Here is a 25,601-nt window from a genome sequence, read left to right as displayed (position 1 = left end):
TTATCTTTCTAATAAACGATAAGGATTTTTCGTTAAATATTCTAATAATAAATATTCTTTATGAGTGAATTCTATGTGTTGACTATCAATGTAAACTTGGTGATTGGTATAATCAATCTGTAAATGATGAAAAGTTTTGATATTGGATACTTGTGGATCTTGTCTTTTACAGATAGCTAAGCATTTTGCATACAAAATAGATGGTAAAAATGGTTTGGTTATATAATCATCCCCACCTAACTGATACGTTTGAAGCTGATTGTCTTCCTCACTTAAAGCACTTATAAAAATAATAGGACATTGATATTGATAGCGAATCTGTTGACAAACTTCATAACCATCAATACCAGGCATCATAATATCTAATAAAACAAGCTGAATTTGAGAATGCATAAGTGATAATCCCTGATGTCCATCACAGGCTTCAATAATCTGGATTTCTCGCTTTTCAAAATAAGTTTTAATAATATGCCTGATATCAAAATCATCTTCAATAAGCAATACCTGATACATACTCCCACCTTCTTTACTTTTATCATAAAAAGGACTTGTGTAAAATTTGTGTAAATCTTCTATTCTTATTTTATCATAAAAAGAAAAGACGTTTATATCAAAACGCCTTTATAAAGATAAACCTTTTTCATATGCTTCCTGTAATTTTAAAGGTGGAATATAGGGTTGATGTGATTCATCATGACAACCTCCAGCGAGAACAGATCCTAAACTTTTCCAGCCTAGTGCCTTTGTATAAAAAGAATAAAAAGATAATGCCTGTTCAAAAGTCCAAAAATGATTATCCCCAGCACTCATCAATAAGAATGTTTCTTTATATGGATATTCATCATTTTGAGAAATCGCATATAAACGATCAATAAAGCACTTTAATCTTCCTGAAATAGACCAGAAATAAAGGGGTGAAGCCAGTACCAATGTATCGGCCCATTCAAACATGGCATAATATTCCTGCATACTATCTTGAATGACACAGTGATGTTGATTGATCTGACAAGCACCACAGCCTTGACATCCCTGTAAATTTTTTGATAATACAATTCGTTTCACTTCATGCCCTGCCTGAATAGCTCCTTTTTCAAAAGCCCTAGCCAACTGATCCGTATGCCCATTTATATTTCCACTTCCAACAACAATAAGTATTCGACGCATTCTTTTTCTCTCTTTTCCTATTTGTATCATATCACTCCCTCTCCCCTATAACAAATACTTATACTTTATATAGTTATATGCTTACTAAGCATATAGTGTTATAATATAGCTAAAGGAGTGAACAATTATGGAATTACGAGTTTTACAATATTTCCTAGCTATTGCCAGAGAAGAAACAATATCAGGAGCAGCGCAACAATTACATATCACACAACCCACTTTATCTCGTCAAATCAAAGAATTAGAAGATGAACTAGGGAAAACTTTATTTGTAAGAAGTAATAAAAAAATCACATTAACAGAAGAAGGCATGATACTCCGTCAACGTGCTGAAGAAATTGTGAATCTGGTAGATAAAACGGAACTGGAAATAAGGTCTACTGATTCTCATTTAAAAGGTGAAATTTATATTGGATCTGGTGAATCTCACGCTTTAAAAATCATTACTAAAGCTATCAAAAAGATACAGGCCCAATATCCTGATATTCAATTTCATATACATAGTGGTAATGCTCCTGATGTGATAGAAAAATTAGATAATGGTTTGATTGATTTTGCATTATTGACACCCAATTCTAAGATTAATGATTACAATCATATGTTATTGCCACTTTCACATCATTGGGGTGTCCTTATGTTGAAAGATGATCCATTAGCTCAAAAAGAAAGTATTACATTTGAAGATCTTCGAGATAAACCATTGATTGTATCTAAAGAACTACAACAGATATCAGATTTGGTTGAATGGTTACATAACGATATTGAACATCTTCATATTATTTCATCCTATACTTTGTTGTATAATGCTTCATTAATGGTAGAAGATGGACTCGGATATGCTATTTGTTTTGATAAACTTATCAATACAACTGGAGATTCTTCACTTTGTTTTAGACCACTTTCTCCACATATTGAAGTTCCTTATTATTTTATATGGAAAAAATATCAGATTCTCACAAGAGCATCTCAATATTTCTTAAATATTGTTCAAGACACAATTCAAGAATTGAGTCAATAAAAACATATAGCTATAAAGAAAAAATATGTGGAGCCAATCAATAGGCTCCACATAATTATTTCCACAACACATCAAAGTACAATTGATTTTGTTTTCCCCAAGTTGCTTCATTATGTCCACCATTTCTCACTATATGTATATAACTTTGAGCCTCGCGGCGGACAATTTCATCATTAAATAACTGAATGTTTTTTAAGAAATATTGAACATTGGAAACTTCACCTGTTCCAAAACTCCAATAAACACGTGTATCTTTATTCAAATCATGATGATTCATTTCTTCTTGTAGTTGATGGATACATAAAGAAAGTGCCGGAGATAAACAGGCTGCTTTAGAAAAGAGTTGATTATAATGGATGACAGTATAAAAGGCCATTAATCCACCCATAGAACTTCCCCCAATACCGGTACACTCTCTAAATGGTATTGTTCGATATTTTTGATCAATCATCGGTTTTAATTCATTCACAACCCAATCCATATAGATTTGACCTTTTCCAGTAATAGGACCAAAAAATCCATTTTCAACATCATATGGGCAATATTCATTTAGTCTTTCATGGCCTTTATGATTACATTCCATTCCTACAATAATAAATGGTTTATCATAATGGTCTAAAAAATCTGAAAGTCCCCATGATTTTCCATAAGTTGCATCCTGATCATTAAAGAGATTATGTCCATCATACATATACATAACAGGGTATCTTTCATGAGATTCATAATAATTATTTGGCAAATAAATATGCATAGTACGCCATAATTGAAATGGCTCTATATAAACATCAAACTTTTCTATCATTCTATTCTCCTCTTTACTTTTTAAATAATCTGTTGAGATATTAAAAATTGCGCAATACCATCTTCATTATTGGATGTTGTTATGTATTTTGCAACCTCTTTAATTTGTGGATTGGCATTTCCCATCGCCACACCAATATAATCTTTAATCATTTCATAGTCATTTAATTCATCACCAAAAGTTAAAATACTATCTAGTGGTAAATGTAAATCTTGACACAATTTTTGAATACCTTTTGATTTAGAAAGCTCTGGATTTAAAAACTCAAATAATATAGCTGTAGATTGAACACCTCGATAATGAGAATGTGAATTCATTTGATAATGCTGACTTATTTTTTGAATTTCTTCTTTTTCAGCCATAAATATCATTTTTTCTATCTGTTTATGATAATATGGTTTTAATCCATCAACAACAAGTGGTAATTTATTTTTTATTGCTATATTTTTAGCAAAATCATCTTCTTTTAAAACATGGAAAGATTCTTGATCATAAATCCCTGCATTAAAATGAAATTCTTTAAATTCATTGAATATCATTGGAATGTATTTTCCGTCCAATAAATAACATGAAAACATATTTTGAGTTCTCATATCAAAATAACAACCGCCATTAAATCCCATAATAATATCTACATACTCATCTATTTTCCAGTCTTTAATCAAATGTTTGACAGCATAAGGTGTACGTCCAGTTGCGATACCAAATAAAATATGTTTTTCTTTTAATTTTTTAATTGCTGCTATTGTTTTAGGTGTGACTATGCCATTATCATTCAGTAATGTTCCATCTATATCTACCAACACGAGCTTGATGTGATTCATAACTTATCCTCGCTTTCTTTATCTTGATTATAACATAAAAAAAAGAAATCCTGCTAAGTTTTGTTGTTAGCAGAATTATTTTAGTGACAATGATGCTGTCCTTGACATTCATGTTCATGATGATTGCATTCTGTTTCTGGATTATAATTCAAAGTTCCTTCAATGTAACTTTGAACCTGTGCCAAAGCATTACCACTTGCTCCTGGTAAAACTTTTATTCCAGCAGCATTGAGGTGATTTTTAGCACCTCCACCAATACCTCCACAAATCACAGTATCAACACCTAATTGTGATAAAACACCTGCTAATGCACTACATCCAGACGTAGAAGTATCAATCATCTGTGATGAATCAATTTTCCCATCTTTAATATCACAAACTAAAAAGCTAGGACAATGTCCAAAATGTTGAAATACTTCTCCTTCAACACATGTTACTGCAATTTTCATTTCTCTTTCTCCTTCACTATACTCTAATTGATAATGACCGCCATCTATTTCCATAGTATGACCTTCAATGATAAATCTGGAAATCTTATTTCTTGCACTATGATATAATGAAACAACACTACTTCTCGATATTTCCATCATTTGAGCACATTCCAATTGGCTATAACTCAAATAATCAATTAATCTTATTGTTTCATATTCCTCTAATGATAAAATAATTTTTAGACAATCTTTTTTTTCACTTGTAAATCTTCTATATTCGGGCATCTTTCCAATTTTCTTTACCCTATTTTGTCTTCCTATGATTATCACCATTCACATTATATAGTTATAATTGACATATGTCAATTATAATCAATTTTATGTCTTTATAAAATTAGCATAGTTCAAAAGTTATTGTATGTAATTACTTGTCTTTTTTATAATGGCCTGTTTTTCCATCCATATAATAAAAGATACCTTCTATCATTTCCCCATCAGCCCACTTTCCGCTAAGAATTGTGCCATTTGGATAATAATAAGTTCCCTCAATACATTGATCATTTTTCCATTTTCCTTTGAGTATTGTCCCATCTTTAAATATAGTTTTTCCTTCCCCATTACGTAAAACATCCCATTGTCCTTCGTAAATTGATTCATCAGTAAACACAATTTTCCCATAACCTTTAGGGTGACCATTTTCTATTTCACCATTATATATACCAGTACTAAACTCAATAGTTCCTTTACTTACACTATATTTTGCATTATATTCATCAAGATACATTTGTTGAGTAATCAAACGTGTTTTGTATAAAAAATAATTAGCCTGTGGATTTGCATAATCTCTCCATCCAATAATATATGCTGTCAATTCATCAACTTTATTATGTTGATAAGTACTTAACATAATACTATCAGGAAAATAATGTAACGCTAAATCTTTGATATTTTTCATAATATAAAAGTCTACTGCTCCAAATAAATGTAGAGTTTCATGGACAATAGTCGCCTCTAGACATGTAACATTTTTGACAAAAACCATTGCATATTCAATTTCATTTGGATATTCTTTTTGACATATATTTGCATATGAGGTACTTTTCTTATTCACAAAAAACAAAAAACTAACTTCATCATATAAATGATTGCATTTTAAAGATTCAGATTGCTTTAAATATTTTTGTTTATTTTGATTCATGTAATCATAAAACAATCTTGTACGAAATCCAGTCTTCAACAAAACCTTATCATTGTAATACTGTGACGTAACTTCAACATTAACCTGATAATATCTTGCATTATTCTTTATAATCGTTATTGCTTGTTGTACTTTCTCTTTGACTATATTTTTACTATAATTATCCCATTCACTTTCTTCATCATCCAGAAATATACAATATAACAAGATATTTCCTAATAAACATCTATTATTACCTAAATTTTTGCCATGCAACAAGAAATGTTCCATTATATATTCGCCACCTTTTTACCATACATTTTTAACAACAACTCATACATCAAAAAGATGAATACATAACTATAAATTTTATTTTCTTATGAACATTTAAATTAATTTCATCATTCAATTACATCTGGAAAAACAAACTGACTATCAATACCAGAATCAACTAAATCTTCACCATTATCAATAAGCCAATCTTCTATAAAATCATAATTAAAATGTCTACCAGTAGCTCTTGGAAAAAATTCTTGATCCCAATGATATCCATTCATTTGACTATCACACTTCATAAAACTACTTACGCATACTCCTTGTTCAATTCCACACGTTGCATCAACATGATAGTATTGATTATTAATCCTGACCAAATTCCATGCATGATCCATACTTGAATCTTCGTTTAATATACCATGAATAACCATACATTCAATATTTAAAGATTCCATTAATGTCTTAAAAGCATATGCTATACCAGAACAAATTCCTCTCCCTTCAACTAAAGGTCCATATGAAAGATGAGGTGCCGGATCTATCGTAATTGACTCTAAATCCATTGCTAAATTATTATATGCTCGATGATCATACGATGTATTTTGTTGCAAGTATGAAAAAGCTAAAAAAACTTTTACAAAAGGAGGTATAACGAGTCCTCCTGTTAAATCTTTTGCTATCTGATTTGCCTTAAATTCAGCTTGTCTTTTTTTCTGATTTAACTGATTAAGAGGTAAACAATATGTAAATTTTGTTGTTAGAGCAATATTATCTGATAATTGATCAAATGTTATTGAATTATTTTCAACTTTATATAAACCTTCATATCGAATATGAAAATTATGAAAAGAGTCTATAATACGCTGAGATAAATCACTATGCCCATCTGAAATAAAATATAGTTTTTCTGGATTAGAAAGTGATTTATAATTTAATAATGTATATGTACCATCATCAATGGTAATATCGTCCAATGAGTCAGGAGCATTTTGATTATAGTCTATAGTTACTGTATAATCAGCTATCATACTTAAACGACTATTTTTTGTATAAGAATAAGAATAGCTACTTATATAAAATAATAATCGTGGTTCTTGAATTAAAACTTCTTTTAATATTTTTTCAAAACTTATGGAAGATTTAAAAATTTGGAAGTTTGGTTTTTTATTGGATAAATAATAAATGACATTATTGACATTATCTTTTCTAGACATATACTTAATTAATATTCAAAATGTTCAGCTTGCCACATATTAATATAAAGTTCATTAAAATCATCAATATCATCATATTGAAAATGAACATCATAATGGCCATTCACATAAAAATCAAATGTCATTTCTCTCCAATCATCTCCACATTTTTTACAATAATCATGAATATCCTGTAGAATAAGGCTAACTTCATCTATGCTATCTTCTCTTAAATCATCTTCCGTTCCTTCCCAAAACTCTTTCAGCAAGTCTAAATAATCATCACCTGGTGAATATTGATAGTAAATTTGATAATTATCCATCAAGTGATCTTCTTTTATATAATAGAAAGAACCTAAAACAACATGATACCAATTTTCTGGTAATGCATTATTTAAGTGAAAAGCTAAATCTTTAAAATATTTATTCATTTTATCTTGATTTTCCTTTGTTGTTGCCATATCTATCCTCCGTTTCTAAAAGTTTTAGAATAATATTTAACATCACCATTTTCATTTTCTATACGATAAGAAATTCTAAAACGGTCCGGACGTTCACTCTCGCCTTTATAAATCATTTTTATATCAACATCAACTTTTTTTCCCTCAGAAATATCCTTTGCCCAGCTTTCTTCCAAAGCTTTATATTCATTACGATTTAATCCTTTATCCATCGCAACTAAGTTATCTATTTTCCCAGATCCTTCAAATCGTGATGCAATAATATGTCCACCTTCATCATTTTCTTTACGATCTTCATGTCCTGCCTCTAATTGGTGATTCCCATATCTCTTTCCTTCTCCTAGATGCAACACACCAGATGCTTCTTTAATTCTACCTTTGGAATCTGTTTCATAATGATACCCATTTTTCTCATACTCATAGTTTTCTTTTAATCGATAAGTTGACTGAAAATGATCATCATTTTCTTTTGTTTCATCAACTTCATCTTCTAAATCTTCAATATTTCTTTTCATTTATCATCACCTAAAAAATTTTTGAGAATTTAAAATATCTATAGCTATTTGATATTTATCACTACCAGTCATAGACCAATATTTTTGACTATAAGAAAATAAAATATCATGAAAAATATCATTAAATAGTTCTGCTTGATAAGGATTTGATGGCCAACTATAATGTGATACAGGATCTACTTCTAGAGGCATAACTAAATATTGCCCAATCACCTCTTTAATATTTTTTCCCCATCTCAAAGCCTCATTGATATCTTTTTGTTTTGGAGTTGAAAATAAATCAAGGTGATCAACAATATTTAATGGAAAGATTTTAAAAACACTGGTTAATCTCAAAAAGTCAAACATAAAATCACGATAAACCCCTTTCAGTCGATTATGATTGTTCTTTTCAAACAAAGAGGCACTATTTTCAAAGAAAACAGATATATCTAAAATAATTTCTTGAATTTTATCTTCTGATAAAATATTTACCTGACCTTTTGCGGTTAATTCTTTCACCAAATCAATTGTATCATTTCTTAAATCATAATAATCTTTGTCATAAATTCGACTGAATAAAAATTGAACAACAGCTCCTTTAACCCTTATATAATTATTTCGATCATAAATGACATCTTGTCGTGTTCCTAGTACATGGTTATTCCAGATATTTCCCATTTTAGCAAGCAATGTATTAGTCCATCCGACATGATAAATAGCTGCAACACCAATATCTAATCTGCTTAATTCTTTTATTTGTTCTTCGTTTAAACTTAATGCAGCACCCATAGCTTCACAATCTTCCTTATTAGGCAATCTCATAACAATTTTAATGGCTGTATTTTTAATAGCTGTTTCATCAATAGCTGATGGTGATTGATCAATAATCATAAATCCTTCACCAAAACTTCGCATTTCTGCAATACATCCACATAGCATCTTAACTGATTGTCCTTGAACATTTCCTGATTCAATGTTTGTATCTTGTGAACAACGTTTTAAAATATTATGTGCTTCTTCTAATACTGTAATATGCTGAAGTGATGCATTTAATGTCTTACGTGTAGCTTTACGATACTCTTGTAATCTAATAATAAGAACACCCATAATGAGTGATTTTGTATCTTCTGAACCAATACTACTCAAATCAATAATTGTATTACTATCAAACAATACTTTATCAGCAATACCTATAGAATTTCCAAAAATCTGACCTTCAAAACCATTATTTAAAGAAGATACACGATTTAATAAAGCTCCTTTATAATCTCCTTTAGATTGTTTCGAGTATGGTGAATCATCAATAATCTGATTTAAGGCTATTTCTAAATCTTTAAATGTTGGATATTTGCTTCCCCTATCGACAATCCTTATTGAATATTCTAAATCCCAACCATGATCAATATAAACTTTTTCAAATGCCTGTTTTAATAATCCTGGCATAGCTCCATATAATGGCCAGCAAGCACATACTGTAGAACTCAAACGATCTAAATGTTCTCTAATATGAATATGAGGGTTAAATTCAAAAGGATTAATTTGTAATTTTCGATAAGCGCTATCTTCTGCAACAAAAATATTTATACTTTTTAATGCAGCAAATTCAACCTTATATTCTCCCTTAGCTGGCTCAATTACAAGAAATGGAATCTTTCGCTTAATCATTTCATATAATAAATTATAGGTTGTATTACTTTTACCAGATCCTGATGCTCCACAAATAAAACTATGCGAAGCAAAAGAGTCTAAATTAAGACACACTGGTGTATGCTCAATACTCCCCATATGATAAACGTTACCAAAATCGATTGGTCTTTTTATTTTTTGACGCCAATTTTCTGGAACATTACGTCCAAATTCTGCCGCACTATCAACTACAACTCCCGGAACGGAACGGTGCGGTATGCCTAACATAACTGGTAATTCTTTACCCGAAACCATTAATGCAGGAGTTAAACATTGTGCCGGAATAGATTGACCTTTCTCATCAATGAGCGAGATCATATTTCCATCATTATCTAATTTATACATTTCTAATTCAATTTCTGGGTGATAAAGATTTCCTAAGTATTCCAAAATTTTATCTCTATCAATTTGTCCGCCAGGTTTGCAAGCATTCCACTCATTAATATACGCATGACTTGCTCCTTTATTATCCCCTGCTAATAAAGAAAGTAATGTTGCTATAGCAATAGAAGCTGTTGAAGAATCTTCTGTAATAATATAACTTGCAGCATTCCACATTCCAAACAATTGGTTTGATTCAATTCTTTTAATCATAACATCAAGTTTTTCTAACATATCTACAACGGCCTTATTATCTCTAGTCACAGACACTGTACGTGTTGTACCATGTGTCCTGCCCAAAGCCTCTGATTCATTTGAATTATCACCATCAGTAGTAACATTTCCTTGACTATATCCCGTACTTATTCCTTCACTTTGAGCAAGAGTTGATGACCATGATGAACCATTAGAGAAACCAATACCATCCCATGAAGAAGAAAAACCACTATTTTTACCCTTTCCATGAGCTATACTAGATGTATGGTTTGTTCCATAAGAATTAGATATAGATTGACTTGTAGAATGACTGATTCCATTAGAAATTGTATAATTAATACTATCTGTTTCACTTTCAGCATAACTAGCTTGTTCTTTAGCATAAGGGGATAAAGATGTATATATATCTTCAAAACCACCCTTAGCCAAATCCATTGCCTCACTAGATATTTTTTGGGCTAATACAACAAGTGTATATTTCTTCCCATTCATTGTATCAATAAATTTCTCATAACCCTGTGAAGTCAAGAATCTACCCTTTTGTTGTTCTTCTTCCCTTCTTCCAGGAATCATACTCATTGCTTTAACTGTTGTGCTTCTTTTCTGCTTTAAATCTGTTGAAAAAGAATCTAATAACTTTTCTTTATCTAGATTATTTAATTTAGATAACTCACAACCAGGAAATTGCCCTTTAAAATTACTACATAGCAAATTACCAGCAACCGATTCATTATTTTCACTATTCACACATAAATATAATTGTGCATATTTACCGTCACTTTGAATGATAATTCCAACAGTTCCTCCAAAAGTATACATTGCTGAATAAACACTTACTAATTTTTCAAAATTATCTTCATCTTGATTATACATAATTTTCGTTACATTATAGATAGCAATATTCTTAAGACGATTTTTTTTATTAGCTTCTAATACACCAACTTTACTTTTGTATAAATCACCATATCCAGCAGGTTGAAGCATTTCCATATGACGACTATTTACAAAGACATCTAATAATTTTAATGAATCTTTTAATCCTTCCAAACGTTGTTTTGTCATTAATAATTGTTTTGCTTTTTCTTCTTTAGCATCTTTACTTTTTTTTGTTTGATAGCGCATGTTGGTCTTTTTATTTCCATTATAATCCGCTATATTTGGCATAAAATTCCCCCTTTACAAAGCTTCGTCAATCTCTAAATCTTCTTCATTGATATAGTCCCCTTCACGTTTACTATCAATATAATCAGATTGCTTTAAATCTTTCATATCGTATCTATCCTTAATATCTTCCATCTGTTGATTAAACTTTATTTTATCTTCATCACTCATTTCATCATAATGCATAGACTTTTTTTTCAATAATTGAAACTCATCAAATGATTTCTTCTTCATAATACTCCTTTATAAAACCATATCATCATCGTCATCCCTTTCAGGATCATCATCAATTTCTCCTTCTTTAGTAATATCTCTTTCTTGTTCTTCTTTATATTCATCATCGTCTTTTTTATCATCATCTTGATTATCATTATCATCCTTTTTATCATAACCTTCTTGATACTCTTGTCTGATTTCTTCTTCTTTAGCATCAAACTTTGCTTTATCTTCATCACTCATTTCATCATAATGGCGTTTTTCTTTTTGATCATTAATCATTTCGTCCATTTCTTCTTTAGATACTTTTTTTGCCATGACATTTCATCTCCTATCTATTTTTTCTTCTTAAAGAAACTACTAAATCCTTCTTTCACTTTATTAAAACTAAATCCTTTCATCTCACCAGCAATATCTTTAATATGTTCATTTAATTCAGATGCTTTTGCACGATTCTTACGATCACGAATAGTATCAATAACGTCTAACCACAAATCTTCTTTATAATATTCTGCTAATAATGAAATTCCTTCACTTTCCACATATTGACGAATCATTTTATCCATTTTTTGACTACAAAGAATATCAATACATATTTCAATAGCCGTACTATCCTTTTTTGTTCTTTTAGCAATAATATCAAAATATTTTTTTATTATTTCTTCTTGAACAAAAGAATCTGCATCAAACATGTAACATGCTTCAACAAAAGCTTCAGAATCCTCAATATATTTACCAATTCCTTCAATAAAAATTTGAATCCATTCTGTATCTTTTTCATCTACCACAATATGATTTTTTCTAACTTTGCTAATAAATGCTAATAAATGACTCTTTTTTAAATGCTGAACTTCTTCAGCCAATTGAGCTTTACTTAGATTCTTGGTAATCATATTTAAATCTCTACACCAATCTAAGCATTCTTCAATCATTTTTTTATCTTCTCTATTTTTAACAAAAGATGGCATAAATTGGTCAATACGACTCAACAAAGTTACTTGTAAACTCTTTGAAAATTGCTCATCTCTTACAAAACTAATCAAACGAGAAATTTCTTGATATTTATTTGATTGTGATGCTACAATTAAAAGATACTGATCAAAGAAAGAAATTCCTAATTTTTTATCATTGTCCATACTTACAAATAATAATTTAAATGCTTTCAGCAAAGCATCACTTGTTTTTCCTTGTTTTTCCATATAAGTAACTAATAACAATTCTACTGCTTTAGGTGAAATTCCTGCCAATAACATGTCTTGACATTGATTATATAAATTATTGTCAGAAATACGGCTTCCATATAGTGTAATCCAATTTTTAGTAATAGGAGTATTAAAACCAACAGTTGTTGCAAATTTCATTGTTAAAGCATTCATAACATCAGAATTATAATTTTGTACTAAATTCATAACTTTTTTATCATAGTCTTCTGATAAAATTAATTTATATAAATTAAACAATAATCCTGTCCATCCAGAATGTTCAACAAACAGTTCTTTATTTAATCCCTTATCTTTTAAATAATCGTTTAATAAGGATATGATTAAGTATCCATAATCAAAAGCAACTTCATCATCAATATATTCTAATTCCTTAAGTTTAGATATAGAACCTACTTTTTCTTCATCAAAATAATAATCACTTACGAACTTATACAAAACATTATCTTTTTTCACTGATTCCCAGAATTTTTTAGCTTGTTTAATATCAAAGCTATTTTTATTCATTATAAAGTCCACTATTTGATAAATCATCGAACTCACATTATTCATATATTTTGAGTGTTGAGATTGTAAGCTCGCATGAAAGATAAAATTAAGTAATTGATAATCATTTTTACTATCTTCTTGAAACCATTGATTTTTTGATTTATAAAGTTTATATAATTGTACACTGAGATTAATTTTCAATAGACTTTCTGGCTTCAAATAGTCATTCAATTGTTCAAGATAATGCATTAACTTTTGATATTCCCATTGATTAGGACAATTCTGATCTTTAAATAGATAATGATAAATTTCATAAATTTTATAAATGTCGTTAAAGTCATAGTGATCAAATGATTTTAAAATAGAATTAAAATCATTCATATTTTCATCGTAAGCACATACAAATTGTAAATAATCATGATTTAACTGTGTTGTATAAGAAATCTCTTTAGTTGTACCATCAATCACAATAAATGGAGAATTAGGAAGTGGTTTAAATCCAGATGCTGACATTGTCAAAGGAGAAATGCCAATAATATCATAAAGTAAATGCGGTGTCAGATTTTCATGATTAGGTGCATATCGTGCATAAGAGCCATCAGAATCTAAACAATACATAAAAGATCCTACGTTACTTTTCTCTATTTTCGCATTTGTATTAAAAGAAATTTTTTTACTCAATTCCAAAGGTAATGCATAGGTAATACAAGCTATCCACTTCAAAACGTTTAAAGCATCATCTTTGATAATTAAAACTTTTTTATGCGAAGAATCTGCTTGTTCAATAAGAAAACTGATTGCATTTTGAATAGTATCTTCTCTACCATCATGATAAAATTCTTTAATTTGTTCTTTTGTATATTTTGGTGATGGTTCTAATTCTTTTGATGGAAGGAAATCACAAGTTTCATTCATTTCATAATAATACTCAGATGGATAATCACAATAAGGATATAATGATTCATTCATATAATTGACTGGATAATCATTAACTTCACCAACATATAAATGTTTAATAAAATTACCTGCACGCTTATCTTCATGGGATAATCTTTGATGTTGAAAACCAAAAAAAGATACTTTACTATTAAGCTTCATATATTCAAATGAATCAATAAGTCCCTGTTTAGCTGTTGTTTTAGATTCATTTCTATTTTTTATATATGCCTTTGCAAGTAAACTAATCTCTTTACTATCCAAATGATCATAAATTTCTTTACTAAATGATCTTATTTTATAGCCACTACTTTTATCCTCTATTCCGTTTTTTTCTAATTGTCTACCGAAATTATTTCTAGTATATATAATTTGATCAAACATAGTAACCTCCTAATCTTTATCAATGATTTTTTCTTGAGCAAATATCCACATTAAAGGATCCAATACACGATGAGGTTCAACAGTATTTAATTGTTTTTCACCAATGGGAACATTACCAAAGCTACTAACTCCAAAAAAATGCGCATTTTTAAAGTTCATATCGATAGAATCTAGGAATGGACCTTCTCCGACTTGTTCTAAATATTGTCGAATTTCATCATTCACTAGATTTGCATCTCCTGTCTTAAACTTTCTTTCTCTGGTATGAGGACTTGGTTTTGTAATTTGTTGCTGCCCAAACTGATCTAAAAGAAGATCAATTTTTGTAAAACATATAGCTATAGGAATTTCAATTTTCCTTGTAACCTTTAAATTAGCAGCTTGTCGAATATATGATGCCATATCTTGAGCTAAATTGATAGATGCATCACTATCATCATCTTCTTCTACCTTTCCTTCTGGTAATGACCACTCTAAAACATCTTTATCTTGAACAGTTTGTTTAACCTTATATAAAGACATTGGATCAACAAGAAAAATAACATATTTTGATGCAGCAATATATGAAGCAACATCACTATCCATCATTTGTGTTTGATCTTCCCCAGCTCCATCAAAAATAGTCATACAATATGATTCAAGTCGAGACATTTTCCCTGGCTTTCTAATTCGCCATTGATAGGGTATAATTTCTCCAGAATTTGTTCCTTCAGAGGGCTTTAATTCCTTATAAATACTATTCTTTTCTTCCAAAAAACGATTATTTGTTGCACTATTCATAGCCGAAACATCAAAACCACAACGACTTGTTTTCAATTCTTGAATCATTGTTGTAATGTAATTCGTCTTTCCGGAACCAGATAATCCGACAATGGAAAAAGGTATATACTTTTTATATTGAAAAATATCATTTGGCAATTCATTAGAACATGCACCACATTTCAATACAACTCTTTTAACTGCACTCCCTTTACACTTAGGACATTTAGGCAACTTTCCATTTTTTACTCCTAGTGGCATAATGAGTTTACTATTACAACCTGTACATTCAAAATAGGCTGTTTTTGTAGTAACTTTCTCAAAACAATATGGACATAATATATCACTCATTTTTTTCTCCTCCTATCTATCATTTCTTTGTTGGAACATTTAAACTTTTTCCATTCAACACTTCTAATTCATATTCATCTTGATCTTCTTTATCAATAAACAATCTTAACTTTGCTTTGGCAGGTATACTATCTGGTATATCCAATAGTACTGATAACGATTTTGATGGTTGACTTTCTATTTTTTTTGCAACAATTACATTTTTTCCTGTATAATCTAAAGGAATCTTACCATCCGTAGTACCTACTAAATATAAAGTTGGACATTCAGTATTTTCACCATCAATGCGTAAAATAGCTCCTTTACGTCTAGGTGTAAAAGTACCTTTCCATTGAATTTCATAATATATTTTCTTTTTAGGACTATTATTAATATATAATTTTGAAGGCTCAGAAAAATAACTTTGATTTCCTTGAGATAATTCAGCAATCACTGTTATGTATAACTGATTTTCTGGTAGAGCATCAATGGGAATACAATGTTGACGTTCGTAACTTTCTAATGAAATCACTTTCATTTCATCTAAATTATCTTTTGTTAGATATGGTGGCTTACTTGATAAGTTATCTTTTATTTTACAAGCATAATATAATTTAATTATATTTTTAGCTAATGGTTCTTTCAAATGAATATTTAAACGATTATTTTTTACTTTCGTTTTTTGTTTATCAATCTCACACTTTTCAAAAGTCGATATATTGACATAATTACCTAATACAGCCTTACTTCCAGCAATAGTTGCTATTCCTAATTTATATCCTGTATTTTTTAATGGGGCAAATTGAATTTTAGAATCCAGACTATCTCCATAAGCAACTATTTTACCATATTTAGTCAATTCCGAAGTATTGATAATATCATTCGGTAAGCCAAATGATCCAACAAGATGAATAATTTGTATTTTATATGGTTTTGGTGTATTTGATTTTATATCAAGTATTATTTTTTGTTGTGTTGAATTATACTGTCCCTGACGAATTGTCACAGGATCTGGAATATCTTCACTAATAATATCTTTAGTTATTCCATTTGTATAAATCAACTTACCCTTCATCTGATAAATAATCTGAAAACGATATTGATATAAAACTCCATTTTCTAGATGACCATCCTCAAAAGAACTATAAACATTATTAGCTACACACTGTGTATTTCCTCCCGGTTGATTTGCAACAGCCCCACTTTTACTTTTCAAAACACGAACTCCTATTGCATTCTTTGGTAGTGTCCATGTAAAAATACATTTTCCCTTATCTAAGTAGAAATTCAACATATCTTCTCCCATATCAACAGTATATGTTATTGTTTGAGAAACAGGCTGAGACAAAACAGACATTCTTCTAACAAAAGCAGTATAATAATAAATAGAACCAGGATTAATTTTGCGATCAACATAAGTTAGAGTTCCTGCCGAACAAAAAATTTGTTCCCCATCATTTATATTTTTTGAAGGACTATCCTCTTTTCTTAAAATAACATACTCAACACCTATATCTGGTGAAGCGTGCCAACTTAATTGTACACCATTATTCTCCAAAGTAACCATGAAATGACTTACAGGCCTTGGAGCTGTTTGCATCACAAATTCTTTTGCATCAATAAAATCACTAACGTCTCTTAAAATTCTTATACATGTATTAGCTGCTTCATACATGTTATTACTTTTTTGATTAAACATCTGTTTTGCTTTTTCTAAAGTGTCTTGTATCTTTTTTTCTTGAGCTTTTAAATTAAGCTTTGGATATTGCGATTTGATTTGACTAAGATAACTATTTGCCTTATTATATTCATTCTTATTTATATATTCCTGAAGTTGATTTAATGGCTTTTCATACATTTGATTTAATTTTTTAATTTGTTCATCTAATGATTTTAATTGATTATTTTTAGGATCTGCAACTTGTGCCTTATGGTAATATTCTACTGCCAGTGCAATGTCAGAATCTTGTATTGCCTGTTTTGCATTTTGATAATAAGAATCAAAATATTGGTACTCTAATAAATCAAAGTGACATTTTGTACATTTTCGAATTGATGTAGGAATAAGTTTACCACAATTCGGACATTTTCTATAATACATTTCACCACATACAGGGCATTTTGCTTGCATTGCTTCTTTAACTGATTGAAAAGTTGCAGGTGATTGGCAATTGCCACAATAAACATGTATCAAAGCTTTTTCTGGTTCATAAGGATCACGCATTAATCCCAAAGTCTGATTATATATAGTAAGCGCTAAATCATAATCAGGAAATTTTGTCTGAATTCTTTTGATAACAACATCAGCAAAACTTTCATCTTTTTTCATACTATCAGGAACATTTTTAGCAATTGCAAAAAATTCATCTAGTTCCATTAATTTTCTCGAGTTATCATAACGCATTCGTGTTTCATCATTGGCAAATGCATCATTTTTGGCTTTAGAAAACAAAGTACGAGCTTCCGGAACGTTTTGTTTTATAGAATAAACCTTATCACCATCAGTTGCAATACTTAACAAATCTCCTGTTTTCTTATTATAATAATTCATATTTGGTTCATTATTATAACAAGCTAGTAAGTCATATAAACTATTCACTTTTTTTGTCAACCATGGATATTTTTTAGCTACATCTGGTTTATTCATTTCTGCTAATAATTTATTAATTTCTCCCATTTGATCTCTTAAAAAATATTTATTAAAATCTAATGTATTAGCTTTCATTTTAATATCAAAATGATGATTTTTAAATATTTTAGAGACTTCTTGAATTTTTAGTCCTGATTTTTCAGATATACTTCTTAAACGAGCATTCATAATAGGAATTGGGCCTTCTTTATCAGTACTTAGAATCCTCGCTAAATTATCAATTTCACTTTTTCTTTTCTCAATCATTGCTTGAGCTTCTTGTTTTCTTAATTCAACATTAAACATGACTTTTCTCATTTCTGATTCTAATGCCATTTCTTCTTTTATTTTATTTTTTTCAATTAAATCGGTTTCAATAGAAAATAACTGATTTTTTTCTTTTACCCATTTTTTAATAGCTTCTTCAATTACTTGTTCATTTTTTTCATTAAAATCTAAACCATTAAGTAATTCAAAAAAGTTTTGTCTCACCACAAATCATCCCCCTATTCATCTACAGCATCCCATGTATCAACACTACTATACTCTCTATTTATTTTTCCTTTTGTATGTGATGAATCACGAATTGTTTGTGCAATATTACCAAATGATTGACGTAGCTGTTTTTCATTAATTTTTAATGCTTTTTCAGAAATAGATGAAATTTTTCTTAAAAATTCTAAATTTGATTCTCCTATTCCAATAGCAATAATTTCAATTTGATTTTTTTTACAAATATCAGCAGTAACTGTGGGTTCTGGTTCCATTCCATACCAGTCTCCATCTGTTAAAACAATTATAATTTTTCGACCTTTTACAGATTCAAAGATTTTTTGAGCTGCTGGAAAAGGATCTGCTGAAGTTCCGCAACCTCCAATACCACTATCCAAACTATCTGTACTTTTATTAATTTTATGTCTATTTTCTGTTAAAGATTGAATAGGAGTAATACTTGATGAAAAAGCCAAAATACCAAATGATACATTTTTCCCTTTTAACTTATGTACAAAATCTTTAATAGATAATTTTGCTTCATCAATACGGCTTCCTGCCATTGAGCCAGAAGTATCAATAACAAATAGTACAGATACTTTTTCTTGCGTTATTTTTTCCTGCGGAATTGGTTGCCCAAATCTAGAAATATCTTTATCAATCGGTTCCTCTCTTATAGGTAAATCATATTGATCATCTTCTTGTCTAGCTTGAACATGAACTAACCCGCTTGCATCATAACTATATTGAATACGAATGATAGTTGGTCCATCTTCTTTATGTTTAATTCCTGATATAACATATTTATTCAATATTTCACATTCTAGAATTGGTTTAGTCCCTTGTAATAAGTAAATATCAACTTCATTTTTACGATTAGGATATGTGTAATATTGAAATTTCTTTGCACATTTAACAGGAATTTCTTGATTTGCCGGGATAATATTTTGATTTTCATAATGTGTTCCCTCTGCATTTACTGCTATTATCCCTAAAGCATGTGCCTGAACATCTTTTACTCGTATCGCTGAAGCATGAGTTAATGATTGTTCTTTTTTAACCAAACCTGCTTTAAATCGTGTTGGCGTAGATTTTAATTCACCAGCTTGTATTTTTTCATATTTAGGAATAGGTAAGATTGTCTGAATAGCTGCACCTAAAGCGACAGCTTCATCAGGATTAACTTGTGTTAAAGGTCTATGCCCACTTACTTTCTCAAGATATTTAGAAACTTGAGGCATTCTTGTTGATCCTCCAACTAGTAAAATATCAGTCACTTGATGCCAGTCCATTTGACTTTCTTTTAGAATTGTTTCACATAAAGTGACTGTTTGATCTAATAACGAATGTGTTAGATTTTCAAAATCTTCAACTGTGATAATTGTTTCATAAACCCCATAGTGAGGTACTCGTAACTTTATCTTTACTTGCTTTGCTTTCGTTAAATCTTTTTTTATTTTTTCCACATTTCCACTTAGCTCATTCATAAATTGATTATCTTTTTTTACATCTTCCCCAGTTTCAGAATAGATTAATTGAATCAAGTAATGGACTAATGCACGATCCCAATCTTTTCCACCTAAAATATGATTGCCCATTGTTTTTAAACAATGAATTTCATTATGATTTCCCATTTGTAATAAAGTAACATCAAATGTTCCACCACCTAAATCATAAACCATAATAACTGCATTTTCTCGCCAATGATTTACCCCATAATTTAGAGCAGCTGCAGTTGGTTCATTAATCAACATTCTCACTTTCAAACCAGCTTTTTTTGCCGCATTTAAAGTTGCTTGTCTTTCTTTATGAAAGAAATATGCTGGCACAGTGATTACCGCTTCTTCAATAGTATCATTTAAAATCTTTTCTGTATCTTCTTTTAATGCTTTTAAAAGCATAGCTGAAAGTTCTTCAGCACTATATCCTTTTCCTTTGTAAAAAGCATAAGGCTGATTATCTCCCATTCCTCTTTTAAATGCTGTAACACAACCAACATCGCCTTCATCAAATGCTTCTTTCGCTTCATCTCCAATAATAATTTCACCATCATCACAAAATTGAATAACTGACGGTGTAATATGATTGCCATATTGGTTCTTAACAATTTTAGGCATTTGAGTTGTTTTATCATATATAGCCACAGCAGAAAAAGTTGTTCCTAAATCAATCCCTATTTTAACACTCATCTTATCCTCTCCTCTATATTTTATAAAAACGATAGGATATTGTAACCCTATCGTTTTTATAAATTACTCACCTGTAATTGAAACTCTATTTAAATTTTTAGCCATTTGTTCCATTTCTTCTTGGCTAATTCCATTATCATAATGAATGACTTCTTCTTTTGTCACACTTAAATCCGTAGATAATGTCACTTTAATAATAATTCCAACTGGTTGTACTGTAAATTCTACATAAACAACAGTTCCTTTTGGATCATTACCATTTAAATTGAGAACAAGTTCTCCCAATTTTTTAACTTCTAAAGATGGATCTGTATCTTGTGGTACATCTTCTCCAGTTTGAGGATCTGGTATAAAACATGGTTTTTCAGTATCTTCTACAGAATGACTTTCATAAACTGGGAATACAATCATTTTTTGATTATCTACCATTGTAACATACTGTTTTTCAATAGTTTGGTTAATTTCTTGACCTTCTTTCACTAAATTGTCAATTAAATAATCATTACCAAAATAGATAGCAGGGCCGAATGATCGAGGTGCAACATCAACAATGATGCTTTGATTCGTTTGGGTTGTGACACGATTTGTATTTTCTTCCCCATCTTCATGATGAATAGGTGAAACATCAATATCTTCTCCATTATCCTCAGAAACCTCACTAACAATCATATCTGCGTAAATTGCAGCTCCTTTAGCAACTGCTCTATCAGGATCTTCCACTTGTACTAAACCTGGGAATCTTTCTTCAACCACTCGTTTAATCATAGGCATATTTGTAGATCCACCAACCAATAACACTGTATCAATTTTTGGTTCTTCTCCAATCACCTTTTTTGCTTTTTCTAAAGTTCCCTCAACATAACTCATAGTCTGATCTACTAAAGACTTTGTCAATTCTTCAAATTCTTCTCTTGTTACATTAATTTTAACCATTTGGCCTTCAACAGAAACTTTAACAACTGCCTTTTCAGCTTGAGTTAATTTTTTCTTTGTTATTTCAACTTTAGAACGAATGCTTTGAATTGTTTCAACATCTAAATCTGAAGTAGATAACCCTAATTCATCACATACTTGATTTTTAATTTTTTCAAATAATTTATCATCCCAATCTTTACCACCTAAAGCATCATTTCCACCAGTTGCAATAATTTTAATTTGACGTTCATCTTTTCCATCCTCATTAGGAATAACTGACATATGAACAAGTGTAACATCAAATGTTCCACCACCTAAATCATAAACCAAAATATTTGTTTCTTCTTGAAATAATCTTGAACAATAATTAAGTGCAGCTGCTGTTGGTTCATTAATTAAATTCAATACATTTAAACCGGCAATTTCTCCTGCTTTTTTTGTTAAATCTCTTTCTTTAAAACCAAAATAAGCTGGACAAGTAATAATAACGTCTTTAACTTCTTCTCCCTGTTCTTCAGCCATTTCCTTAACACGTTTTAAAATAAGAGCTGATAATTCAACTGGTGTAAATTCTTTTCCATGAATCACATGTGCCCCATATTTATCTTCCTTACCAATTTCTCTTTTTATAAACTGAACAACATTCTCTCCATCAGTTTCAACATACTCCTTAGCACTTTGACCAATGATAATATTATCAAGTGTTTCAAAATAGATTGCTGATGCTAAAGTATCTGATGCGTCAGTGATATTAGAAATCACCTGAGGATTTCCATTCACATCCAATTTTGCAATACAAGAATAAGTAGTACCTAAGTCAATTCCATAAACAGCCATTTTTAATTCTCCCCTTCTTCATCTAATTTATTTTCATTAACTTTAATATCATTTGATTTCTCTAATTCTTTTTCATCACTAATTTCTTGAGTCATTTCTATATTTTCTATTTCTTCACTCTGTAAATTTTCTTTTGCTAATGACTCATCATATTTATAAATTGAAACATATTCAGGATATAACACCTTTTTACCTTTAGATATACTTGGATTAAAAGATGTAATAACCTTTCGATGTAAGTTTTTATCACCCGTTAATACCAATGGTTGTTTAATTTTTGTAGTCTTCACTAATCTTTCCGTGCCAGGTTCACTACGTTGTATATCACAACCATACTCATAAAGAATATCTTCAATACTCTCAAATAAATAAGAAACTTGTTTTTGATATTTCTCATCAATTCCTTGAACATTAAGAAGTTGATAATATTCTCCATAAACTGAAGCAATACTTTTTAATAAAGGGTCTAATCTTTCTCCTAAAAGTTCTTTTTTTAATAATTCATTTTCATTATTCATATTAACACGAACTTGCTGTTGAAACTCAGCATTTTGTCTTAAATATTGGACTAATAAATCATTATTTCGATTTTGACTCTTTGTTAAATTTTTCAGCATATCTTGCATATCTAGTGAACTATCTTTACTTTCTTCGCCATTTTCTTTTGCCTGCAATAACTGAAGAATAGAATCTAATTTATTTAAAACAGCCTCCTGATTATAAGATTGATGTAATAAAGTTTTTAATTCTGATAAAATGTCTGATTGATCAAACATTGATTCAACTACAATTTCTTCAATTTCATTATTTTGTGAACTTTCTTTTTGAGTTTCTTCATCATTCACTTTTTCATCCTGTGATTGATTAACTAATTCTTCATTCAATGATTCTTCATCAGACAAAATATTATCTAGATTATCCATTCGCCAATCTTTTTCTATCATATGTCTCCCTCCTATATTTGTTCAATAGTACGATAATATTCATTATCCGTACTCTTTATAATCCAATCAAAACATTCATTAACTCCAAATGGTGTAAATTCTTCTCCATCCGGTTCATGTCCAATAGCACTTGCAACAAAAAAAGATATATTTTTAAACTGATGTTCCAATAATTGCAAAGCATTGTCCATACCATACTCAATCATAAATTGTTTAATCTGTTCATTACGATATTGATCATATGTCATGGCTTTTTCATCCTCTCCTAATCCATTCACATATTTTTTATACATTATCTTAATATGGGCAGTACTAATTTTCTTTCTAACAATAGGTGCGTCAGCTTTACAAATCACAACAGCGACTGGCAAGTGACTCGCTCGATTTCCTTTAATAATACCAACTTGAAGTAAATAATTAATAAAATTATTCACAACTTCATCAGGTTCCATCTCCGAATAATTATTAACATTTTCACCACTAGCCTCGGCTTCATTACGAATAACTTCAACTGAAAATGGATCAATCAATAAAATAGTTCCATTACAATATTTATATTGTTGCTGAGTAATTTCATAATCACTAATTTCAGGGCGAAACATTTCCCCTGCAATATCATAAACAGCAAATTTTCTATCTGTTCCTAAATTTTTTCCTTTAACAATTAATTCATACATAGTTGCATTTGTTTCTGAGGTTGTTTCAGGTAATATTGTACCATTATAATATTCTGATAATTCATCAAATTTCTCCTTAGATGTTAAAGGTATCTCATATTCAATTTGATTATTGGCATTTAGCTTTTTAAAATACTCTTTATAAAAAGCTGATAAAAAGACAGTTTTACCAGAGCTACTTCCACCAGTCAATTGGATAATTACTGATTTTGTTGCATCAGAAGACAATGACTCATCACAATGCGGACAATGCGCTATTAATTTTGAACGTCCATTAAAAAAGGTACATGGTAGTTTTTCCCCACACTTACATTTATGAGTGAAAATCCCATAAGTATTTGGAACTAATTTCAAATGTCGTTCACCACAATTAGGACATTCATAAGTAGGCAGAGTAAATTGTTGTTTACAGTGTTAACAGTCCAAGTGAATCCCTTTGATTAATCGATATGAACGATCGCAGATGTATGTTAGCATAAAAATAATATAGACAAGAGCCATGACTAATAATGTAATACCACCTTGTATAGCAATACATAATAAAGTAAATATTAATGCAATAATTGCAGATACTATAGCAATTGGTATAATCAAAACAATTGCTATAATTTTTGAAATGAATGAATCACTCAAATCATCAAAAAAATCATAAACGCTATAACACAAATCTTTAACTTCACTATAACTGCTAGATATTCCACCTTTAATAGTTCCATATAATTGCTGATACCCAGGTCCAAAAAAATAACTCTTTTGAGCAGGTTCCCCCTCATCTTTATAACCATAGTTTTTAAAATCCAGATTTTGCTTTAAATTTTTAAAATATTCTTTAGCTACCTTAAAAGCACCATAAATCGCTAAAACACCCCCAACAGCAAGCAAAATCTTAGAAACTATTGGTAATGCAAACTCCAAGAAAGGAATAACAACATAAACAATAATCACATAAAGAATAACTATAGCAATAATATACTCCATAAATTCTCCCCCCTATTTCATTCTCCCCAAACACTATAAAAAGCCACCATTTCTAGTTTAGATTTTAATAGCGCTTTCATTTTTAAAAACAAAAAATTCCATTTATTAATTGTATAGAAGTAACATTTTTAACATATTTCATTAAAATATGGAAAAATAATGTAACTCATAATATAATAATATCATATTTTTGTTTAAATCAAAAGAAAAAGTTACCATCGTGTATATTTTTGTTGGATGATTACAATAAGAATACATATACTCATACTTCATTACCATTTTCATATGAAAATCTTCTTTATAAGAGTCAAATACTATT

Annotated in this window: 21 protein-coding genes; 1 reads left to right on the top strand and 20 read right to left on the bottom strand. The window is 29.7% G+C overall.

From position 1 onward, the window contains the following. Complete coding sequence (locus tag ACGHJ8_RS02275; protein WP_390541469.1) at window positions 1-513, bottom strand: response regulator transcription factor; 513 nt, start codon at window positions 511-513, stop codon at window positions 1-3. A 108-nt stretch (window positions 514-621) separates the two neighbouring features. Beyond that, window positions 622-1,194 carry a flavodoxin family protein gene (locus ACGHJ8_RS02270; protein WP_390541467.1) on the bottom strand — a complete coding sequence of 191 codons (573 nt, stop codon included), beginning with the start codon at window positions 1,192-1,194 and terminating at the stop codon, window positions 622-624. Window positions 1,195-1,291: 97 nt separating this feature from the next. Between ACGHJ8_RS02270 and ACGHJ8_RS02265 the strand changes: the two genes are divergently transcribed. After that, entirely contained in the window at window positions 1,292-2,182 is an 891-nt protein-coding gene (locus tag ACGHJ8_RS02265; protein ID WP_390541465.1) for a LysR family transcriptional regulator, read from the top strand. Window positions 2,183-2,237: 55 nt separating this feature from the next. On the opposite strand, the gene ACGHJ8_RS02260 is transcribed toward ACGHJ8_RS02265, so the two are convergent. The 18 genes from ACGHJ8_RS02260 to ACGHJ8_RS02175 form a co-directional block, all read right to left on the bottom strand. After that, window positions 2,238-2,984, bottom strand: coding sequence for an alpha/beta hydrolase (locus tag ACGHJ8_RS02260; RefSeq protein ID WP_087357106.1), 747 nt, complete (start codon window positions 2,982-2,984; stop codon window positions 2,238-2,240). A gap of 20 nt (window positions 2,985-3,004) precedes the next feature. Next, window positions 3,005-3,790, bottom strand: coding sequence for a Cof-type HAD-IIB family hydrolase (locus ACGHJ8_RS02255; protein WP_390541462.1), 786 nt, complete (start codon window positions 3,788-3,790; stop codon window positions 3,005-3,007). Between the two features lie 98 nt (window positions 3,791-3,888). Then, window positions 3,889-4,572, bottom strand: a complete 684-nt coding sequence (locus ACGHJ8_RS02250) for a NifB/NifX family molybdenum-iron cluster-binding protein (RefSeq protein WP_275086198.1) — start codon at window positions 4,570-4,572, stop codon at window positions 3,889-3,891. 91 nt (window positions 4,573-4,663) lie between these two features. Beyond that, window positions 4,664-5,707: a hypothetical protein gene (locus tag ACGHJ8_RS02245; protein WP_087357108.1), complete on the bottom strand. Its 1,044-nt coding sequence runs from the start codon at window positions 5,705-5,707 to the stop codon at window positions 4,664-4,666. 110 nt (window positions 5,708-5,817) lie between these two features. Next, window positions 5,818-6,906, bottom strand: coding sequence for a transglutaminase domain-containing protein (locus ACGHJ8_RS02240; protein WP_087357109.1), 1,089 nt, complete (start codon window positions 6,904-6,906; stop codon window positions 5,818-5,820). A gap of 8 nt (window positions 6,907-6,914) precedes the next feature. Further along, window positions 6,915-7,346: an immunity protein YezG family protein gene (locus tag ACGHJ8_RS02235; RefSeq protein WP_087357110.1), complete on the bottom strand. Its 432-nt coding sequence runs from the start codon at window positions 7,344-7,346 to the stop codon at window positions 6,915-6,917. Between the two features lie 2 nt (window positions 7,347-7,348). Further along, window positions 7,349-7,861 carry a DNA/RNA non-specific endonuclease gene (locus ACGHJ8_RS02230; RefSeq protein ID WP_390541458.1) on the bottom strand — a complete coding sequence of 171 codons (513 nt, stop codon included), beginning with the start codon at window positions 7,859-7,861 and terminating at the stop codon, window positions 7,349-7,351. 6 nt (window positions 7,862-7,867) lie between these two features. After that, window positions 7,868-11,290 (bottom strand): ATP-binding protein, encoded by a 3,423-nt coding sequence (locus ACGHJ8_RS02225; protein ID WP_087357112.1) that lies wholly within the window; start codon window positions 11,288-11,290, stop codon window positions 7,868-7,870. 12 nt (window positions 11,291-11,302) lie between these two features. Further along, window positions 11,303-11,521, bottom strand: coding sequence for a hypothetical protein (locus tag ACGHJ8_RS02220; RefSeq protein WP_087357113.1), 219 nt, complete (start codon window positions 11,519-11,521; stop codon window positions 11,303-11,305). A gap of 9 nt (window positions 11,522-11,530) precedes the next feature. Then, window positions 11,531-11,821, bottom strand: coding sequence for a hypothetical protein (locus tag ACGHJ8_RS02215; RefSeq protein ID WP_087357114.1), 291 nt, complete (start codon window positions 11,819-11,821; stop codon window positions 11,531-11,533). 17 nt (window positions 11,822-11,838) lie between these two features. Then, window positions 11,839-14,532 carry a hypothetical protein gene (locus ACGHJ8_RS02210; protein ID WP_087357115.1) on the bottom strand — a complete coding sequence of 898 codons (2,694 nt, stop codon included), beginning with the start codon at window positions 14,530-14,532 and terminating at the stop codon, window positions 11,839-11,841. Window positions 14,533-14,541: 9 nt separating this feature from the next. Next, window positions 14,542-15,642, bottom strand: a complete 1,101-nt coding sequence (locus ACGHJ8_RS02205) for a hypothetical protein (protein WP_087357116.1) — start codon at window positions 15,640-15,642, stop codon at window positions 14,542-14,544. A gap of 19 nt (window positions 15,643-15,661) precedes the next feature. After that, entirely contained in the window at window positions 15,662-18,745 is a 3,084-nt protein-coding gene (locus ACGHJ8_RS02200; protein ID WP_390541455.1) for a hypothetical protein, read from the bottom strand. A gap of 11 nt (window positions 18,746-18,756) precedes the next feature. Continuing rightward, window positions 18,757-20,931, bottom strand: coding sequence for an Hsp70 family protein (locus ACGHJ8_RS02195; RefSeq protein ID WP_390541453.1), 2,175 nt, complete (start codon window positions 20,929-20,931; stop codon window positions 18,757-18,759). A 63-nt stretch (window positions 20,932-20,994) separates the two neighbouring features. After that, window positions 20,995-22,683 carry an Hsp70 family protein gene (locus ACGHJ8_RS02190; RefSeq protein ID WP_087357119.1) on the bottom strand — a complete coding sequence of 563 codons (1,689 nt, stop codon included), beginning with the start codon at window positions 22,681-22,683 and terminating at the stop codon, window positions 20,995-20,997. Window positions 22,684-22,685: 2 nt separating this feature from the next. Beyond that, entirely contained in the window at window positions 22,686-23,627 is a 942-nt protein-coding gene (locus ACGHJ8_RS02185; RefSeq protein WP_390541451.1) for a hypothetical protein, read from the bottom strand. Between the two features lie 11 nt (window positions 23,628-23,638). Then, the gene (locus tag ACGHJ8_RS02180; RefSeq protein ID WP_390541449.1) at window positions 23,639-24,658 is read right to left on the bottom strand and encodes a hypothetical protein; all 1,020 of its coding nucleotides are present in this window, start codon (window positions 24,656-24,658) and stop codon (window positions 23,639-23,641) included. 60 nt (window positions 24,659-24,718) lie between these two features. Next, window positions 24,719-25,282 carry a hypothetical protein gene (locus ACGHJ8_RS02175; RefSeq protein WP_390541447.1) on the bottom strand — a complete coding sequence of 188 codons (564 nt, stop codon included), beginning with the start codon at window positions 25,280-25,282 and terminating at the stop codon, window positions 24,719-24,721. Between the last annotated feature and the right edge of the window lie 319 nt (window positions 25,283-25,601).

The organism is Massiliimicrobium timonense, from assembly GCF_042850985.1.
Taxonomy (GTDB): Bacteria; Bacillota_I; Bacilli_A; order Erysipelotrichales; family Coprobacillaceae; genus Allocoprobacillus.
This window is presented reverse-complemented; position numbering and strand designations above follow the sequence as displayed.

What these genes read in the sequence shown, in the direction of transcription:
- ACGHJ8_RS02275 (WP_390541469.1), bottom strand. Translation starts at nt 513, where the DNA reads ATGTATCAGGTATTGCTTATTGAAGATGATTTTGATATCAGGCATATT.
- ACGHJ8_RS02270 (WP_390541467.1), bottom strand. Translation starts at nt 1,194, where the DNA reads ATGATACAAATAGGAAAAGAGAGAAAAAGAATGCGTCGAATACTTATT.
- ACGHJ8_RS02265 (WP_390541465.1), top strand. Translation starts at nt 1,292, where the DNA reads ATGGAATTACGAGTTTTACAATATTTCCTAGCTATTGCCAGAGAAGAA.
- ACGHJ8_RS02260 (WP_087357106.1), bottom strand. Translation starts at nt 2,984, where the DNA reads ATGATAGAAAAGTTTGATGTTTATATAGAGCCATTTCAATTATGGCGT.
- ACGHJ8_RS02250 (WP_275086198.1), bottom strand. Translation starts at nt 4,572, where the DNA reads ATGGTGATAATCATAGGAAGACAAAATAGGGTAAAGAAAATTGGAAAG.
- ACGHJ8_RS02245 (WP_087357108.1), bottom strand. Translation starts at nt 5,707, where the DNA reads ATGGAACATTTCTTGTTGCATGGCAAAAATTTAGGTAATAATAGATGT.
- ACGHJ8_RS02240 (WP_087357109.1), bottom strand. Translation starts at nt 6,906, where the DNA reads ATGTCTAGAAAAGATAATGTCAATAATGTCATTTATTATTTATCCAAT.
- ACGHJ8_RS02235 (WP_087357110.1), bottom strand. Translation starts at nt 7,346, where the DNA reads ATGGCAACAACAAAGGAAAATCAAGATAAAATGAATAAATATTTTAAA.
- ACGHJ8_RS02230 (WP_390541458.1), bottom strand. Translation starts at nt 7,861, where the DNA reads ATGAAAAGAAATATTGAAGATTTAGAAGATGAAGTTGATGAAACAAAA.
- ACGHJ8_RS02225 (WP_087357112.1), bottom strand. Translation starts at nt 11,290, where the DNA reads ATGCCAAATATAGCGGATTATAATGGAAATAAAAAGACCAACATGCGC.
- ACGHJ8_RS02220 (WP_087357113.1), bottom strand. Translation starts at nt 11,521, where the DNA reads ATGAAGAAGAAATCATTTGATGAGTTTCAATTATTGAAAAAAAAGTCT.
- ACGHJ8_RS02215 (WP_087357114.1), bottom strand. Translation starts at nt 11,821, where the DNA reads ATGGCAAAAAAAGTATCTAAAGAAGAAATGGACGAAATGATTAATGAT.
- ACGHJ8_RS02210 (WP_087357115.1), bottom strand. Translation starts at nt 14,532, where the DNA reads ATGTTTGATCAAATTATATATACTAGAAATAATTTCGGTAGACAATTA.
- ACGHJ8_RS02205 (WP_087357116.1), bottom strand. Translation starts at nt 15,642, where the DNA reads ATGAGTGATATATTATGTCCATATTGTTTTGAGAAAGTTACTACAAAA.
- ACGHJ8_RS02195 (WP_390541453.1), bottom strand. Translation starts at nt 20,931, where the DNA reads ATGAGTGTTAAAATAGGGATTGATTTAGGAACAACTTTTTCTGCTGTG.
- ACGHJ8_RS02190 (WP_087357119.1), bottom strand. Translation starts at nt 22,683, where the DNA reads ATGGCTGTTTATGGAATTGACTTAGGTACTACTTATTCTTGTATTGCA.
- ACGHJ8_RS02185 (WP_390541451.1), bottom strand. Translation starts at nt 23,627, where the DNA reads ATGATAGAAAAAGATTGGCGAATGGATAATCTAGATAATATTTTGTCT.
- ACGHJ8_RS02175 (WP_390541447.1), bottom strand. Translation starts at nt 25,282, where the DNA reads ATGGAGTATATTATTGCTATAGTTATTCTTTATGTGATTATTGTTTAT.